We start from the raw sequence: 18,809 nt of genomic DNA on the forward strand, positions 1-18,809 counted from the left end.
TACTATTTACATTTCTGCTTCTGCTTACGTGTTGCTTTCTATCTACGTAAAAACATTTTTTCTACATAAGTTACAATACTCGTTAGACTAAGTTATTGCATAAATTTCTATTTTCGTGGTTTTTTATTTCCGCGCTTGCGCCTACTCTGATTCTATTCCTATGCTTACTTTCTTTCACTCTTACTCTTACTTCGAAACTAGCTCGCCAAAGGCAATGCTGCTTTGTTCACTTGTACCGTAACCGTTTCCGTGCTGGTCACACCTGCGGCATTCACAAGCTCGGCACGGTACGTGTACGATCCGTTCGCACGACCACTCAGATCGGTTTTCGCCGTTTGAGCAGATGGTGTAGCAGCGTTCAAGGCTTGCGTATCGATCAGCACGTCATTTTCATACAGACGATACTCAGTTGCGTTGGTTCCCCACCAGAGGTTCATCGTTACGGTGTAGTTGCCATCGCCGTCCCAGTTGTTTTGAGACAATATGGCTTTACCTGGAGCAGCATTCGCAATGAGAACCGTCAACTCGTCACTGCGAGTAGCGCCTTTGTCGTTGATCAACTCGGCAACATACGTATAGGTTCCGTTAGCTTTGTCTTTAATCGCTGTTTTTGCAAACTGGGAAGAAGGAGAAGCCGATGTTAACTTTTGCGTATCTACAAGGACACCGTTCTCATAGAGCTTATACTCGGTTGCATTTTCGCCCCACCACAGATTCATGCTAACGTTGAATGAACCATCAGACAGCCCGGTGGTATGTCCGTTATTGGAAGAAAGCACCGGTTTACCCGGCGCTCCTTCGGCTGGAGTAGAAGGGTTTTCGCCTCCACCTTGTTCTTCTGAAGCAACAACGTCATCCAAGCTTCTTGGTTTCAATTGAAATACGTCTTTGAAAATAGCTGAAATGCCTGTGATATCAAGCTTATCACCAGCAGCATAAGGGAAAGTCGTCTCACTTACACCGGTACGCGTATCCACACGCACATGTGTACTTGTGCCGTCAGCAGCTACCGCATCAAATTCAAATGAACCGGCAGGCGTAGCGCTGATGATATTCTGTACCGTTACATTTTTCAATTGAACGAGTTGACCTTGGTTGGCATCACTGATGGCTGTAACTAGCGCTGGAGCTGGAACAGAAGCGGTTCCTGTTTTCTCAATCGCAACCACATCGGTTAACTCGAACTCACTGTTATAGATTGTTGTTGGTGCAGTCACTTTCACTTTGTCACCTACATTGAAGCCACTCGTGTGCTGGAACACATAGATTCCGGCTGTATCATCCTGAAGATAGAAGGCTTGTCCGCCAAAAGAACCCGGTTTGGTTGTTACTACACCTTCAACGGTTACTGTAGTGCCCACCGCTTTGGTGCGTGCTTCGGCAACACTGATGGCTGCTGGAATTGGCCCTTGTTCTTCTGGCAGTGGCTGTGCAGGTACGTTAGCGATGCTTACCGCATTGGTAATCAGGTTGCTGCCGTTCAGACGCAGACGCAGGCTGGCATTGCCATTCGTGCCTGGTTTGATGCGAACGTTCAGATCCTTGATTGCCCGACCTTTGCTGTCGGATGTTACGCTAAACGCCGAGCTGTATCCGTATGAAGTTGGCCATGTTCCACTATCGTTCTGGATCATAGCTACCTGTGTTCCACCTGTCAGATAGATCCCTGCGCTGTAGCCGGTAACCGTTGTGTTCGGTGGCATATTCTCAACTACAACACGAATCTGGAAGTCTTCGGCATTAGGCAATGTATCTTGCTTCACGAAGCTGTACGCTGCGTTAGCACTGGATGCAGGGCCGCCATACGAGCCTGGCTTGAACGTGGAACGATCATACCACTTGTATCCGGCCGCAGGTGCAGCCCAAGGTTCAGCTTGCGGTTCAGTGGAAGCCGCTGGCTCTTCGAATGGTAACAGCGCTGTAGCTGTATCCAATGTGAGGCCGTTTACTTCGGACAGTTTAGTATAGTTTTCTTGTGTAGCCAGCCAGTTTACCGTATTCACGAGCAATACAGCATCATCGACTTCTTTGAAACCGTCATATGTCGTTTTGCGTGTACCTGTTTCTTCACGCAAATATTTCGGGGATGCATCTTCCACAGGGGAAGAGTCACCGATGAAGGCCGCTTTACCTGCACCCAGTTTGGATACAGCAACATATGGACCTTCTTCAATGCCACCGCCATTGTATACACCTTGGTCCACAGCGTTATTCCATTTGGCATTGGTTTTTGGCAGGTACACGATACCTTTGGCTTTTTCCGGATCGGTGATTGCCAGTGTGGAACCTGCATGCATCGCTACAGCAGATACGCCTTCGGTAATACCAAATGATTGATCTGCTGGCACGATGATATTGGCGTTAATATCGCCAAGTGCGTTATAACGGAAACGTATGCCGAAGTTATCGGACAACCAGTCTGTGCTGGTTACATCTTGCATGGCTGCGGAGTTGCGCTCATCTGCACTCATGCCTTTGGTTGGGTCTTGATATGCACCCCGGCGGTATCCGTTGATAACTTCCGAGCCATCCCAGCGGTTTTTGTTACGGTCTGCATTGTAGTGATCTCCAATGAAGAAGATGCTGCCGCCGGATTCCACATATTGTTTTAATGCCGCCTGTTCAGACGTTTTGAAAGGGATTTGAGGTTCAGCAATCACAAATACGTTGTATTCTTTCAGATCATCATAGGTAAAAGGTGTCGTTTTGCGCAGTTCTTTCACATAATAACCGTCGTTCGCCAGAGCATTACCGAAATCCGAGAAGCCACCATCAATAACCCAGTCCGCTGCTCCGGCAGTCTGACCGTGCGAATTGTCGAACAGTACTTTTTTGCCAGCATTCTCGTTAACGACCTTGGCTTGAATGAATGGAGCCGGATCTGTCGGTCCTTCCGCATGAACCGAAGCATCGCTGTTCCATAATCCAACCTGAAGTGGCAAAGCCACGGCTAATGCCAGGAGTGATTTTAACCAAACTCCCCGCAAACGTTTCAATGTACCCAACCAAATCCCTCCCCCAAATTGGAGCGTGTCTTGAAAAACACACCCTAGTTGATTCATAAGTTCGTCCATATTCTACCACATGAAAATCTCACATAGTCATAACAAAATGTAAAAATTAGATCGAACTTTGTAAAATTAGGTATTTCGGCATATGAATAGGTCATTTGGATTATTCGTTGTTACAAGAATGGAAATAATAATGTTGTGGATAGAAAATGAAAGAATACAGAGAGGAATAACATACGGAATTGAAACTTACGAGGTCTGGACAGAAGAGGTGAACACCTAGCACAAATAACAGAGTTCAATCACGAAGTACAGCCAGAAAGCAAGGTGTACAACACTAAAGTAAAAAAGCCATCTCTACGAGATGACTTTGGCACGAATACGATTGACGGCGTGGAAAACGGAAGATTTGATCATACCTTCACTGCGGTTCACCATCTGGGCGGTTTCTTTAATCGAATACCCATGAATCAGGCGCAGCTCCAAAATTTTGCGATGTTCGGTGTTGTGGATATGGGAGACGATTTCGTTAACTCCTTCATTAATCTCCATCTGAGGCGTATCAACATGGTGTGTGGGCGTCTCCAGCCGGCTGTCACGGCGTAAGGTCCGGGTACGTCTGCGAAAACTGTCCATAGCGAGGTTACGAGCGATGCGTTTGAGATAATAGAGAATCCGCTCTTCGGGAATGGGTACAGTCACGTTCATGAGACGAATAAAACAATCCTGCGCCAAGTCTTCCGCATCTTGCGGCTGTTTGACAATTTGGGATAGATACCTGGTGATTTCTGATTTATAGTTAATGTAAGCATCATTGATCTGTGAGTGGTTCATAAGATGTGAATCCCCCTTGGATATGGATCAAGCCTTAGTTCGGGTCCGTTTGGCGTTCTGTTAATGCAAGTATAGCGGGATGTTGTTTCCAAAAGGTTCAGAGTTGTATCGGAGTTGTAACATTTCTTGATTTCCTCTGTTCAAGCAGACAACTTGGGATACAAAATATAGGCAGATGAAATTCATAGAGCAGGGAGATTACGAATGTATTATGAGACCAAAAGAGATATTAATCATCGAGGATGAAGAGTCCATTCGCGATATATTGTCCTATTCCCTTCGCAAGGAAGGGTTCGAGATCAAAGAGGCGGGTTCGGGCAGGGAAGGGCTGAATCTTCTGCGGGAGTCGAGGCCTGATCTGATTCTGCTGGATCTGATGCTGCCGGATATGAGTGGATTTGATGTGTGCAGACAGTTGTCTGTGAACTCCAAAATCCCGGTAATCATGATCACCGCGAAGTCAGATATGCTGGACAAAGTGCTTGGCATGGAGCTGGGGGCAGACGATTATATTACAAAACCTTTTGATATCCGCGAAGTGGTTGCCCGCATCCGGGCTATTTTCCGCAGAATTGACCTCATCAGCGAAACGCTGGAGAATCAGTCTTACGAAGTCGTGAGGTTAGGCAAACATATCGAGATTCGTAAGGATGAGCGCGAAGTGTGGAAGGATGGAGAACGGGCAGGGCTCACCAACAAGGAGTATGATCTGCTGCTCTTTCTTGTGAACCACCACCGCAAAGTACATACACGTTCGGAGCTGCTGGACAAAGTGTGGGGATTTGATTTTGCAGGAGACACCCGTACCGTGGACATCCATGTTCAGCGTATCCGTAAAAAGCTGGATAGTGGCGATCAAGGCATATCGATGATTGAAACGGTATTTGGCGTAGGGTACAAACTGAATATTCAGGTGCAGACATGAAATGGACCATTCAGTTCAAAATGGTGGTGCTGTTCTCGGTCATCGTTTTTATTGGATTCTCTGCACTGCTGATCCTGTCCAACAAGGTCGCTCAAGAGAATATGTATCGTGAAGTGGGAGAGGATATGGTGCAATCCAAAAAAAATCTGGATATCGCGCTGAATCAGTATTTTCTCATCCATAACAAACGCATCAGCAAAGATTCGCTTGAGGCTGGCAGTCGGGAATTGGAAGAGCAGATCGGTTCTGCTGTAGGCGGGAAAATTACACTCTATCGCCCCGATGCCTCCACCTATAGCTCCAGTACCAGTGCAGGAAAAGGGGTTAAACACACCGACATAGAAGATTTGAGGGAAGCGATGCAATCCCGAATTGCCTATACGACAAAAGTTGATCAAGGACGGGTCATGGCAAGCCTGTCTTTCCCGATACAGAGTGACCAGCAACTCGTTGGCATTGTGCAACTTGAAAAGGATTATACCGACCTGTACCAGCGCAATATGCGTTTTCAGGATACGATCAAGCTGTTTGCAGCAACGATATTTGTGTTTGTGTTCATTGCTTCGATTTTTATTTCCCGGAAAATTACACAGCCCATTCGTGTGCTGACGAAACGTTCTGCCGAAGTAGCGCAAGGCAGTCTGAACGCCGATATTCAGATTGCAACGAAGGATGAGATTGGTGAACTGGCGGCGAGTTTCACGGTCATGATTGACCGGGTACGGGAGCAGATTGATGTCATTGAGCGAGAACGGGACGAAGTGAAACAAGTGCAGGCACGAAGCAAGGTTTTTTTTGACAATGTGACACATGAATTAAAAACACCACTGACGACCATTCTGGGCTATGCTCAGATTTTGCGGGATAATGGATTCACAGACCCGGATTTTTTCGATAAGGGCATGAATTATATTATCAAGGAAAGCCAGCGTCTGAATACGATGGTTGCGGATATTCTGGAAGTCTCGGTCTCCTCGGCGGTTATTGAGAACTACCGGTTCGAACGGGTTGACGTCTCGGAGATTATCCGCGAAGCATGTGAGGACATGTCCATCAAGGCAGGCAAGTACAATATCGGCATTCATTATGAGCTTGAAGAAGAGCTGTATGTGCAGGGAGATCGAGACAAGTTGAAAGAGGTATTCCTGAACCTGCTGGATAACTCCGTCAAGTATAGTGATGTGAATTCGATCATTGAAGTGCAGTCCTCGCGGGAAGAGCAGTTCATTGCCATCTTGATTCGAGATCAGGGAGAGGGGATTGGTGCGGAAGCCCTGAATCATGTGTTTGAACCCTTTTATCAAGACAAGGGCATGAACCGTGTCGAAAAAGGCAGCGCCGGTCTGGGGCTGTCCATTGTGAAAAACATTGTGGAGCGTCATGGAGGAACAGTGGAGATGAGAAGCATCATGCGGGAAGGGACACAAGTCCATATCCGCCTGCCGGGGGATCGAAACACATGAAATATACCGGCTTCTGGCGTAAACATCGCGATAAGCTGATGCTGTCCGGACTGCTCATTGCTTTTGTTGGTGGCATATTCGGGATTGGCAGCCTGTTCAGCATGGGTCAGCTCAAACCGCGTACTGTGATTTTGCCTGGCGAGCAATTCAACAGTCGTCTGGCACCACCCGCGAGCAGTACCATCCAGATTGAATCGGCGACAAAGATTCCGAATGATTTCGTAATCTATGATTTTGATATCGCTGATCGGAATACGATCGTTGTAAACAGCACAGAACATTCATTCTCGGGACTGCGGCTGTTGAAACTGCATCTGGATGATAACCAGGTGAAAGAGATCAGCAACAACACTGATTTTGGCGTTGTACTGAGCCCGGATCGAACCAAGCTGGTATATGCTCAGTATCGTTCGGGTCAAGCCCAGCGCACGTCCTTTATGTACGATATGAAGAGTGGTGAACGAAGCAAACTGGGCAAGGAAAACGCCTATTACAGACAGTTGCTCAGTAACGATATGTCTATAAGTCATGATGAGCGTGGGTTCATCCAGACCGATTTGAAAACGGGCAAGGAACAGATCCTGTTTTCCGATGAGGCGATGATGAAGAAAGCCGGCGTTGAGACACATGAGGATCAAACGGGCAAGAATTATATCGTCATCGACAGTTTCGAAATCAGTCAGAATATGAAGCAGGCGTATGTTCTGGTCATGCACAAAGATGATTTTGCCGTCTATCGTGTCTCGCTGGAGAAGAACCCTGATGTATCTCTCTATTTGCAATTGAAGGATATTCAGCAATATCACCTGTTGAAAAACGGGGATATGATTTTTCAAGGAGAAGTGAACCAAGTACAGGGGCTGTATCGATATCAGGCGGAGAAGAAAAAGCTCAGTTTGCTGGCTAAGGGCACATTCTGGAATTTTGATCTGAGTGCTGACGAATCCCGAATTGCCTATGTGAATACGTTGGAGAACCAGAAAAATGAGCTTCATATCGCCTTCCTGAACGATCAGAACCTGTCCTCTGATACTGTCATCTACCGGAATATCAACCATTTTATTAAACTGAAGTGGTTTGAGGAGGAACTGTTCCTGGCGAGTAGCACCACCAGCAAAAGCGAGTTGTATCGTTTTAGCTTCAAAGCGTGGTAATTAGGGCGTGTCTGAAAACGCTGAAGAAAGCCAATTTTGCCGAATTTTCGTTCCAAGCCAGGAAGTTTCCCGCAGGCGTGCCGGGGCACGTCAAGGGGAAGTGACGTAGCAGGGGGCGAAAAAGGGGTAAAAGATGCACTTCAGTAGGTTTCAAGACACGCCCTAGGTGGTGGATAAAAAATACGGGCTCTGCAGGCAAGCGTTATACGCTCTGCCGCAGGGCTTTTTGTGTTGACATGTTACAAGTTGTTTACAACTTCGTCCTGCCACGATACATCTTCACACTATAATTAATTGCATGTTACACAGAAATACATAATCAGGAAACAGAAAGGAAGACAAGCACGAATGCTTCAAGTTGAACATGTATCCCATGCCTTCCGCAATGCACAGGGCGATGTTCCGGTGCTACAAGATATTAATCTGACGATTCAAGAGGGGCAGATGGTTGCTCTGCTGGGCAGTTCGGGTTCAGGCAAGTCCACGCTGCTGAATCTGATGGCTGGACTGATGAAGCCAACGCAAGGCAAGATCTGGATCGCAGGACAGGATATTGTGCGTTTCAGCGAGAATCGTCTGGCGGAGTTCCGGCGTAGCCATATTGGTTTTATTTTTCAATCCTACGAGCTGTTGTCCAATCTGACCATCCGGGAAAATGTAGAGTTGCCTTTGGTATTTATGGGGATCAGACCATCCAAACGCAAAGAAAAGGCGTTACGCCTGCTGGAGCAGGTGGGGCTGGGTGAGAAGGCCAACCTCTTTCCTTCCCAGTTATCGGGCGGTCAGCAGCAACGGGTCAGTATCGCCCGCTCGCTCATTACGGAGCCTTCGGTCATCTTCGCAGATGAACCGACGGGCAATCTGGATACCGAGACCGAGGAAGAGATCCTTTCCATTTTGCAGCAGCTGAACAGAGAGATGAAAACGACCTTTGTCATTGTGACACACGAAAGTGAGGTAGCGGAACAGATGCAGGTCGTTCTGACGTTGCAGCAGGGGAAACTGGTTGAACAGTCTGCCCGGTTGCAGAGTGTATGAGATAAGGCAAAAGGAGAGGAACAGTGAGAATACGGGACGTAGTGCGCATGGCCTGGGGGCAGATCATTCGGCGTAAAGTGGTCACATTGCTCTGTATGGTCGGTCTGTCGATTGGATCGGCAGCGATGATTATTGCCCTGAGTGTGGGTCAGTCGGTGCAGACATATAGCGAAAAAACGTTGAACGATAACTACAAGATGGACGAAATTACGATCAGCCCGAACGAGGGGATCAAAACGGGGAATGGCAGCGGAGGCACGAAAAGCAAGTTTGAACGCGGCGCGCTGACCATGGAAAAAATTCGAATTATACAGCGGCTTCCACATGTCGTTGCCGTAGCTCCGATGTTAAAGCTGGATGCACTGGACATGGTGCTTCCCGATGGACGCAGCTCCTATGTGGAAGTAATCGGAACGGAAATGGGGACACTGAACGGTTTTGGATACAAGTATTCACAAGGCAGCGGTGCTGGCAACGGCCGAATTGCCGTTGTGAATTATGGCGCCACCTATGGATTTATCGATCAGAAAGTGACGCAGAAGTTGTTTGAACAGCTGAATTCCGATCCGTATAACAATGATCTTTTGCAACAATACAACGAGATGATGATGAAACAGGATCAACTGATGCAGCAGCGCATTCAATTTCGGTATGAGGATTTTACGAATGGCAGAAAGACCAAGATGAGTGGAACCATTCGTGTATCGGGGGAATTGATTAAACCTGCCAATATGGATGATATGAGTGCACAGGGTGACAAAAAAGTATATGTTCCGCTGGATACGGCGCGAGCCCTGCAGGATGAACTTGGACTGCAACAAGCGGACAGCCCGGCGCTCAAACGTCTTAACTCCGCTTTGGTGAAGGTGGACAACAAGCGGCATGTGGCTCAGGTTGAAGAACAGATCAAAAAGCTGACATTAAATACGCAAAGTAATCTCTTTCAGGAAGAGGCCATGGCTGGACAGCTTGCGATGTATCAGAAAGCAGCCATTGGTATTGGCGGTTTTATTATGGTGCTGGCGTCACTGTCCATTATTGTGGCAATGATCATGTCCACGCATCAGCGGCGCAAGCAGATTGGGGTTATGAAGGTACTTGGCGCCAATCTGTGGCAGATCCGTCAGATGTTTATAGTGGAAGCAGCCATGCTGGGATTCATTGGCGGTGTGGCGGGTGTAGGTATTGCGTTTGCCGCGCTTGGAGGGGTGAACCAGCTGCTCGCGAATCAGATGGCAGAACAGGCAGGCGGGCCGATGACGGTCATTATTCAACAGTCGGCACTGCCGATGGGCATTATTTTTGCCGTGCTTGTCGGTGTGGTATCCGGTATCTATCCGGCAATCAGTGCGTCTCGTACGAATGCACTGAGCGTCATTAAATCGATGTGATCGCGAGAGACAAGCGAGCGGAACTTCAGAACTATGTTCAGACTCAAACTTATCAGTGAAAGGGAATATAACGCATGAAGAAATGGATCAGCATCATCATTACCGTTGTACTTATGGCAGGTGCAGGGTATTGGGCGTACGAGAAATACAAGCCCCAGCCCGAAGCCCCGGTTGAAGCTCCACCGCCCATCACCTTTGATGTAACGCAGGAGACGATGACACAAACGATACTAGTAAAAGGGAAATCGGTATATACCGAGCAGACGGACGTATTTGCCCCATATACTTCCAACATTAAACAGTGGCATGTCAAGAACGGGGAGCAAGTGAAGAAGGGAAACATCCTGTTCACGCTGGATACGTCGGCACTACAGACAGAGGTCAGTCAGATGCAGAGTGATCTGGACAAAGCTCGCTTGGATGTGGAGATGAATCAGATTAGTATCAATCAGGCCGGCATGACCGAAACGTTAGGTGTAACGGAGGAGGAGCGCAAAAAGGCTTTTGCAGATCGGGAGAGCAAACGTCTCGCGAACGAACTGAGTCAGAAAGCGTTGGTTCTCAAAGAGCAGGAAATACGCAAGAAACAGGACGTGATGAGCAAAGCGGTGGTGTATGCCGGGACCACGGGGATTTTTCAGTTGAACGATCAGGAGAGCAAAACACGGGCAGTTACGGAAGGACAGCTCATCGGCTCTATCACCAATACCGGCAAGATGAAATTCATGACCATTGTTGGTGAGGAAGAGATGTTCAGACTGAAGGCCGGCATGCCGGTACAGGTGCGGATGAGTGCGCAGAAGGATCTGAAATTTACGGGAACCGTAAGCAAGGTGTCCAAGTTTGCCCGGAAAAGCTCGGATACCGATCTGAAGCAGGCCTCTCAGTTTGATGTGGTCATTGATCTGAAGCCGGACGCTCGCATGTACGGTGGTGTCAGTCTGGAAGGAGACATTGAAACCATGCGCAAGGACAAAGTGACGGTCGTATCCAGCCTTGCCATTATGCGTGATCAGCCCGAACCTTACGTGTTACTGGATAAAGGAAACGGGCAGACGGAGCAGCATACGATTAAAACAGGTATGGAGTCAGGGGATAAAACCGAGGTTGTTAGCGGCTTGAAGCCGGGGGATGTTGTTGTTATTCAATAGAGTCGCCCTTACATAAGGTTCATTGCGGTTTATACCGTAATGGGCCTTTTCTCTGTTGTGGCGGGAGGGGAGAGAAATCCTTCTTTTCATGTGGAAAAAAATATAATTTAATTTATATAATTCAATTTACAGTAATATTTACATGTCGTATAATCACACTATAAGGAGGTGAAGAGACAGCCATCGTGAGATGAAGATTTTTTCAAAGTTTAGTTCGTAAGCGCTTACGGCAAGGTTCGTTATGGACTCAACATTTTCTTCACTCTTCAATCCCAAGAACATGGATCAACTACGCCACCACGTATACTCTCATGATTTGACCCCCACACACGCTCACACAGCAATTCTACCAACACACCCGACGTTTATTCTCTCTTTAACTCAAGCTATTTTGCCTATGGAGGTGACCGTAACACCACACATTCTTTCATGCACTTTGTGCCATGCATCCTGCTTCTACACAGAGGAACAGACATGAGTCGAGTCCAATCTTATCTAAGGGAAAGGTGGAACTATGAAGAAAACATTGAAAATGAAATCAAGAGGCCAGAAGCTGCTGCGCAAAGGTGTAAAACAAATGATGGCAGCTGCGCTGCTTGCAGCAGGGATTTTCCCTGGCATGTCTCCAGGTGTGACACAGGCAGCGGAGGCGCATGTGAACAATCCGTTTGTTGGCGCCACGGCTTATCTCAATGAGGACTACTCTGCACTGGTGGATACCTCTATCGCCATTACCAGTGATGCTTCGCTGAAAGCAAAGATGGAAACGGTAAAATCCTATCCTACAGCGGTATGGATTGACCGTATTGCAGCCATCTACGGCGGGGCCGAGAACGCTGGCCGCAAGAGCGTGGAAGAGCATCTCGATGCAGTGCTTGCTCAGAAGAAGCCAGGCGTACCTATTACGGCGTCTTTCGTTATCTACAACTTGCCGGGTCGGGACTGCCATGCCCTTGCATCTAACGGGGAGCTTCCTTTAACCCAGGCGGCATTGCAGACGTATAAAACGGATTACATTGACGTAATTGCAGATATTTTTGCTGATCCAAAATACCAGGACATTCGCATTATCGCTGTTATTGAGCCAGATAGTCTGCCTAACCTGGTAACCAACCTCAGCACACCTGCTTGTGGTCAAGCGGCTGCAAGCGGGATCTATGAAGCTGGTATTAAATATACGTTGGACAAGCTGCACGCCATTCCAAACGTATACAACTATCTGGATATCGGTCACTCCGGCTGGCTCGGTTGGGATAACAACCGTTCTGGAGCGGTAGCTCTGTATACCGATGTGGTAGGTGATACGCTGGGAGGACTGAGCAGTGCGGACGGATTTATTACCAATACAGCCAATACAACACCGCTCGCTGAACCGAATCTGTCCAACCCGGATCTGAACATCGGTGGTCAACCGATCCGTTCGGCCAAGTTCTATGAATGGAATCCGTATTTTGACGAGACCGATTTCACAGCCAAGTTGTATTCTGATTTCGTACAAGCAGGATGGCCAGCGAGCACAGGTTTCCTCATTGATACCAGCCGTAACGGATGGGGCGGGGTGAATCGTCCAGCCACTGCTACGGGCAGCAACATCAATGATTATGTGAACTCCGGTCGTGTGGATCGCCGGGAGCACCGGGGTAACTGGTGTAATGCGAGCGGAGCAGGTATCGGTGAAGCACCGAAGGCTGCTCCAGGACCAGCGCATCTGGATGCCTATGTATGGGTGAAACCTCCAGGTGAATCCGATGGTTCCAGTTCCGAAATTCCGAACAATGAAGGTAAAGGCTTCGACCGGATGTGTGATCCAACGTTTACAACGAAAGATGGAGTGCTGACAGGTGCACTGCCTAACGCGCCAGTATCAGGTCACTGGTTCCATGATCAGTTTGTAGCGCTGGTAAAGAACTCGTTCCCTGTACTTTCTGAGAATGGTGGAGGTAACCCTCCAGGCGGAAATACAGCACCGGCAGCACCGGCTACAGTAACAGCTGCCGCCGGCAATGCTCAAGTGACGTTGACATGGGCGGCTTCGACAGGTGCGACAAGTTATACGGTAAAACGTGCGCTGACGGCATCCGGTCCATTTGTAACGGTTGCTGCCAATGTCAGCGGAACAACTTACACGAACACTGGATTGACGAATGGTACAACGTACCATTATGTCGTGACAGCAAGTAATGCAGCAGGCGAGAGTGTGAACTCCGCATCTGCTATGGCGACACCGGCAGCAGTTGCGACAGCTCCTGCGGCGCCAACGGCCTTGACAGCAACAGCTGGCAACGCGCAGGTGAGCCTGTCATGGACAGCCTCGGCAGGTGCAACCAGTTATAATGTAAAACGTGCACTGACGGCAGCAGGCCCATTCACGACGGTAGCTTCCAATGTAACTGCAACGTCGTATACCAACAGTTCGCTGACGAATGGCACAACTTACTATTATGTGGTGAGTGCTGTGAATGCAGCTGGGCAAAGTGCTAATTCAACTGTAGCTTCTGCGACACCAGCGGCTGTAGTTGTACCAACAAGTGATCTGGTGGTGCAATATCGTGCAGGGGATACCAATGCAACGGATAACCAGATCAGACCGTTGTTCAACATCAAAAACCTGGGCAGCACCGCAGTGAATCTGAGCGATCTGAAACTTCGTTATTATTTCACCAAAGAAGGTACAGCGGCAATGGATTCCTCTATTGACTGGGCCGTGGTTGGCGCAGCTAACATCGAGCGTACCTTTGGGGATGGATATGTCGAGCTGAGCTTCAAGTCCGGCGCGGGAAGCATTGCTGCGGGTGGGCAGTCTGGAGATATTCAGCTTCGCATGTTCAAAACGGATTGGTCCAACTTTGACGAGAGCAATGACTATTCCTATGATCCAACCAAAACGTCTTATCAGGATTGGGACAAAGTCACACTTTATCAAGGCGGTAGCCTTGTATGGGGAATTGAGCCTTAATATCATCATTTGATGCTAAGGTACGTGTGAGTCTACACACAACTTATCTAAACAGGGCTGTTTCTTGGTCATCCATTGACCGGGGGCAGCTCTGTTTTTGTCTAACGATCACAGGGGGGCTTATTTGGCGAAAAAGAGGCATGAATACATTCTAACGATCCGTAGCGACGCTATTGTGATGAATTTCGGTGACTTTAATGTAATTTGCCTGGTTTGGAGGGAAATAAGGTTACTGGTGATCGTTAGAATTCAATTGTGGCTTAAAACGACTGAATAAGCTCCGTGGAGATCGTTAGAAATTTTGGGTAGCAGCCAGCTTGTTGAAAAAGTGAAATTGGATAGATGAGCTTGGAGTGTTATCCGAAGGTTTGGAAGAATGAGCTATACTGATAAGACTTTGAGAACGGTTCATTTTTCATCATTCATCGTTATACACTTTGACAGAGATACACTGAATATTGATCGTTTTGGACGGATATTTGCCTATGGTTAGGCAGCGAGGATGTCTATAATAGTACCCGATGGACGGTAACGCTTGCTAAGAAGTAAGTAAAGTAAGTGAAGTGAGTGAAGTAAGTGGAAGGGGGATCGGAGGAACTGGAGAAAGAATTACGTCAGGCCAACTAAATTCTTTCTTAAATTTCATTTCGCTTCATTATGTAAGCGTAACCATTTTTCCTTTGATGTATGAACCTGACCTTAACATGAACACGAAACTGACCAGACCAGACCATCAACATGTTCAAGTAGAAGTATCCATACCCATTCTAACCAGGGAGAGTGAAGGTTGATGAACTTAAAATCAATACAAGGTACCTCTACTAAAATTAGCAGTAGCCAACGAGCCAAACGACCACACTTGCCTCTTGGGGCCAAAGTACTGTCCTCTGCACTCAGTTTGGCTTTGATTCTGAGTGGAACCGCCGGAATCAGCGGAGCGGATGCTTCCCAATCTCAATCCCCATCTCAGGGGAGTGGTGTGATGGAAGTGGAGATGCATGCCAAAGACAAGGGAGGCAGCCACGGAAAGGGCATTCAACTAGAGAAGCTGGATCGGGGGCTGGTAGCAGCTTCAACGTCGGAAGGTGTTTTTCTAAGCTGGAGATTACTTGGGGATGAGGCAACAGGGTACAGCGACAAAGGGCTGACCGGGACGGATTTCAACGTATATCGGGATGGCAAAAGGATCGCAACGGTCACAGACAGCACCAACTATGTGGACACCACAGGCACGACATCTTCTCGTTACGAAGTTGCCGCTGTGAATAGCAAAGGTAAAGAAAGCAAACGCAGCGCATCCGTCAAACCTTGGGCGAACGGCTATGTTGATATTCCTTTGCAAAAGCCGGCTGACGGTGTAACGCCTGCGGGTGAAACGTACACCTACAGTGCCAATGACATGAGTGTCGGTGATGTGGACGGGGACGGTCAGTACGAGTTTTTTGTGAAATGGGACCCATCCAACGCCAAGGACGTATCGCAAAAAGGATACACGGGTAACACTTACGTCGATTGTTATACGTTGGACGGACAACTGTTATACCGGATCGATCTCGGGGTTAACATTCGTGCGGGAGCGCATTATACGCAGATGCTTGTCTATGATTTTGATGGAGATGGCAAGGCTGAACTGATGTTTAAGACTGCTCCGGGTACGCAAATCATCAAATACAACAAAAAGGGCAAACCAACCTCGCAGAAGTACATCACGTTGCCGAAGGAAGACCGCAAGGCAGGGGTGACACACGAAGACGACTATCGCCTCAGTGCAGAGGGGTACTACAATCATGTGGTCGATATGTTCCGGAACTGGCATAAACACGAAGAGGTTGTGAAAGGAAAATGGCCTGCGACATTGGAAGAGGCGTTTGGGATCGAGAAGAAGTACAGCTATCCGTTATCCCAGCAGGACGCGGAAAGTCTGGCCGACTATTTTATAGATGTATACGCACCGCAGCGGAGCGCTCGTAACGAACTTCGCAAGTTCGAAGGTTTTATTGTCGATGGGCCGGAGTATATTACCGTATTTGAAGGCAAGTCGGGAAAAGAATTGCAAACCGTCCGCTATGAACCGGAACGCCATGATGACGGCCTGATGTGGGGCGATTATGCGATGGCACGCATTGAACCGGCAAACCGGGTAGACCGTTTCCTGGCGGGTGTTGCATATCTGGACGGCAAGAAACCGTCTGCAATTTTTGCACGCGGATATTATACTCGTTCCACCATGGCAGCTTACAACTGGGATGGCAAAAAGCTGAAAAAGGAATGGTACGTGGATAGCGGCTGGACACCGATGAAAAATCCGTTTAACGACGGGCCGCACGGTGTGGATGGCACAGATCCGCAATATGGTTCAATTACAACGCAGGGTGCGCACTATTTCAGTGTGGCTGATGTGGACGGTGATGGCAAACACGAGATTATTTACGGCTCCGCGACAATTGACCACGATGGCAGTGTGCTGTACAGTTCCACAGATGTAATGCCGCCTGAGAGTGCTGCACCGGGAACGATTGCCCGTCTGGGCCACGGGGATGCGCTGCATGTCGCGGATATTGACCCGGATCGCCCGGGACTGGAGATCTTTATGGTGCATGAGGGTGGACCTTGGGCACCGTATGGATATTCTCTGCGTGATGCGAAGACCGGAGAAGTGATCTATGGCGGATATACGGGTAAAGATACCGGACGCGGTATGGTCGGAGATGTGGATCCAACCCGGCGCGGGCTGGAGACATGGGCTGTCGGATTATGGACGGCACAGGGTGAAAAAATAAGTGATCAGACACCCGGAACCAATATGAGCATTCGCTGGGCTGCCGACATGACTACCCAAATCGTAGACGGGGCCATCGATGTCACCCCTACGATCAAAGACTGGAAACGTGGCACGTTGTTGACCGCAACGGGAACCTTAACCAATAACCATACCAAAGGCACTCCTTCGCTGGTTGCAGATGTATTCGGAGACTGGCGTGAAGAAATGTTGGTGCGTACGGCGGATAGTTCAGCCATCCGTATCTATCTAAGCACCGAGAAGACGGACCGCAAGCTGTATACGCTGATGCATGACGCGATGTACCGTGTAGGTATTGCCGGACAGAACAGCGGGTATAATCAGCCTTCCTATCCATCCTTCTACATGGCATCTGATATCGATTGGTCGAAGGTAACACTGCCAAACTTCTATACCCCGGGAAAAGGCAAAGGGAATAAATAGACTGTCAGCTTAGAGATAGAAAGAGAATGATGTAAGCTAACTGCATATAGCTCTGGGATTCTCTCCTGTGTATGATAACGGAGGGACATTCCAGAGCTTTTTTGATGTGTATGGTTAGATGCTTATCAAATAATATATTACATATCACATCACATACCACGTTACATATCACGTTACGTGTTACGTTAATTATTACGTTACATACCACGTTAATTAGTACGTTAGACTACTTCTCCACATCTTCGATCAAGTGAGTTGCGGAAGCGAATGATTCCAGCGTATATTGACCATTCTGAACCATCAACTTGGTGATGGAGCACTCGGGAACGAGGCGTTTCTGCTCAACCAGGAAATTCGGATGCCATCTGTTCAGTTCTTGCTCGGAAAAGGTCTGCACCAGGAAATCGGTAATCAGACCGCCATGTGTAGCCAAAACAATATGACTGCCGGGTGGCGCCTGCGTAGCCAGCTCGTCAAGCAAAGAGGCCAGGCGTGTACCTGCCTGTTTGGCGGAATCACCAACATGTGGAATGAACTCTGGATCTGCTGTACACTGATCCCATAAGGAGACGAATTGTTCAAAAGTCTGCTCTGGATCATCGCCCCAATTCGCGCGTTCGCGCAAGCGCGCATCTTCTGCAACGTCAGACCCGGTAAGGGAAGCAATCGCTTCGGCGGTTTCTTGAGCTCGGCGAAGTGGACTCGCGACGATCCGGTGGATAGGATATGGAGCGTTTGCGAAGTGTCTGGCGGTCAATTGAGCCTGACGGCTACCTTCGGATGTAAGTGGCACGTCGCCAATATCACTTTTTTTGACACCATGTCTGACCAGATAAAAGGTTGTACTCATGATATGAAATCTCCTTTAACGATGGATTTGGAGCTGACAGGATGAAAATTATATAATAGTAGCCTATAGGGATTTCCGAACTACCCTATCATGACGAGAACATGATTAGTGTATATGTACTTTTGTAACACTGCAATACGTTCAGGTACCATCTGATCTTTCAACGATTACCTAAATAAGACTCGGAGGTCATGAAGATGAAAAAATTGTTTTTGTCCGCTTCTTTTGAAGAGACATCAAGCTTATTGAACACACTGGGAGAGACGTTAGCAGGAAGAAGCGTCACCTTTATTCCGACTGCTGCTGTACCTGAACCATATGATGCTTATGTACATGCGGGTAAACAGGCGCTTGAGAAATACGGACTTATCGTAGAAGAATTAGAAGTATCTACGGCAACTTCTGAAGAGGTAGCAACGAAGCTGCAACAAAGTGACTTGATCTACGTGTCGGGTGGCAACACCTTTTTTCTATTACAGGAGCTTCGCAGAAGTGGAGCAGAGAAGTACATACAAGCTCACATCCAGGCAGGGAAAATATATATCGGGGAGTCAGCAGGTTCCATCATCCTCGCCCCTGATATCGCCTATGTGAAGGCTATGGATGATTGCGCGGTAGCACCAGACTTGTCTAGCTACGAAGGACTGCATTCTATTGATTTCTACCCCGTACCACATGTGGGTTGTGCCCCATTTGTAGAGTCGGCAGCACAAGTTATGGATAAGTATCAGTCGACATTACCTCTTGTGCCTATAACGAACTCCCAAGTCATTGTTATGGATGGAGATCAGTACCGAATCGTTGAAATCTAAA

The 18,809-nt window shown here is 48.0% G+C and carries 12 protein-coding genes; 9 read left to right on the forward strand and 3 right to left on the reverse strand.

Annotated elements, in window-relative coordinates; genetic code table 11:
• Positions 1 to 197: 197 nt before the first annotated feature.
• Positions 198 to 3,005 carry a chitinase N-terminal domain-containing protein gene (locus ACUTVW_RS00370; RefSeq protein WP_445643961.1) on the reverse strand — a complete coding sequence of 936 codons (2,808 nt, stop codon included), beginning with the start codon at positions 3,003 to 3,005 and terminating at the stop codon, positions 198 to 200.
• A gap of 363 nt (positions 3,006 to 3,368) precedes the next feature.
• Positions 3,369 to 3,845 carry an RNA polymerase sigma factor gene (locus ACUTVW_RS00375; protein ID WP_445643962.1) on the reverse strand — a complete coding sequence of 159 codons (477 nt, stop codon included), beginning with the start codon at positions 3,843 to 3,845 and terminating at the stop codon, positions 3,369 to 3,371.
• 211 nt (positions 3,846 to 4,056) lie between these two features.
• Here ACUTVW_RS00375 and ACUTVW_RS00380 point away from each other — a divergent pair, with 211 nt between their 5' ends.
• The 8 genes from ACUTVW_RS00380 to ACUTVW_RS00415 all read left to right on the forward strand — a co-directional run bounded on the left by ACUTVW_RS00380 (position 4,057) and on the right by ACUTVW_RS00415 (position 17,146).
• Complete coding sequence (locus ACUTVW_RS00380) at positions 4,057 to 4,770, forward strand: response regulator transcription factor (RefSeq protein WP_445643963.1); 714 nt, start codon at positions 4,057 to 4,059, stop codon at positions 4,768 to 4,770.
• Positions 4,767 to 6,233 carry a sensor histidine kinase gene (locus tag ACUTVW_RS00385; protein ID WP_445643964.1) on the forward strand — a complete coding sequence of 489 codons (1,467 nt, stop codon included), beginning with the start codon at positions 4,767 to 4,769 and terminating at the stop codon, positions 6,231 to 6,233. The genes ACUTVW_RS00380 and ACUTVW_RS00385 overlap by 4 nt, the downstream gene beginning before the upstream one ends.
• Positions 6,230 to 7,387 carry a hypothetical protein gene (locus ACUTVW_RS00390; RefSeq protein ID WP_445643965.1) on the forward strand — a complete coding sequence of 386 codons (1,158 nt, stop codon included), beginning with the start codon at positions 6,230 to 6,232 and terminating at the stop codon, positions 7,385 to 7,387. Before ACUTVW_RS00385 ends, ACUTVW_RS00390 begins: the two co-directional genes overlap by 4 nt.
• Before the next feature lie 348 nt (positions 7,388 to 7,735).
• Positions 7,736 to 8,425 (forward strand): ABC transporter ATP-binding protein, encoded by a 690-nt coding sequence (locus tag ACUTVW_RS00395; RefSeq protein ID WP_445643966.1) that lies wholly within the window; start codon positions 7,736 to 7,738, stop codon positions 8,423 to 8,425.
• Positions 8,426 to 8,448: 23 nt separating this feature from the next.
• The gene (locus ACUTVW_RS00400) at positions 8,449 to 9,816 is read left to right on the forward strand and encodes an ABC transporter permease (RefSeq protein ID WP_445643967.1); all 1,368 of its coding nucleotides are present in this window, start codon (positions 8,449 to 8,451) and stop codon (positions 9,814 to 9,816) included.
• Between the two features lie 74 nt (positions 9,817 to 9,890).
• Complete coding sequence (locus ACUTVW_RS00405) at positions 9,891 to 10,967, forward strand: efflux RND transporter periplasmic adaptor subunit (RefSeq protein ID WP_445643968.1); 1,077 nt, start codon at positions 9,891 to 9,893, stop codon at positions 10,965 to 10,967.
• Between the two features lie 514 nt (positions 10,968 to 11,481).
• The gene (locus tag ACUTVW_RS00410) at positions 11,482 to 13,923 is read left to right on the forward strand and encodes a glycoside hydrolase family 6 protein (protein ID WP_445643969.1); all 2,442 of its coding nucleotides are present in this window, start codon (positions 11,482 to 11,484) and stop codon (positions 13,921 to 13,923) included.
• Positions 13,924 to 14,713: 790 nt separating this feature from the next.
• On the forward strand, positions 14,714 to 17,146 hold the full coding sequence (locus ACUTVW_RS00415; RefSeq protein WP_445643970.1) for a rhamnogalacturonan lyase: 2,433 nt from the start codon (positions 14,714 to 14,716) through the stop codon (positions 17,144 to 17,146).
• 226 nt (positions 17,147 to 17,372) lie between these two features.
• Here ACUTVW_RS00415 and ACUTVW_RS00420 read toward each other — a convergent pair whose 3' ends face one another.
• Positions 17,373 to 17,996 carry a histidine phosphatase family protein gene (locus ACUTVW_RS00420; protein WP_445643971.1) on the reverse strand — a complete coding sequence of 208 codons (624 nt, stop codon included), beginning with the start codon at positions 17,994 to 17,996 and terminating at the stop codon, positions 17,373 to 17,375.
• 197 nt (positions 17,997 to 18,193) lie between these two features.
• On the opposite strand from ACUTVW_RS00420, the gene ACUTVW_RS00425 reads away from it, so the two are divergent.
• Positions 18,194 to 18,808 carry a Type 1 glutamine amidotransferase-like domain-containing protein gene (locus ACUTVW_RS00425; RefSeq protein WP_445643972.1) on the forward strand — a complete coding sequence of 205 codons (615 nt, stop codon included), beginning with the start codon at positions 18,194 to 18,196 and terminating at the stop codon, positions 18,806 to 18,808.
• Position 18,809 lies beyond the last annotated feature (1 nt).

The sequence above is a fragment of the Paenibacillus sp. TSA_86.1 genome, assembly GCF_052691815.1.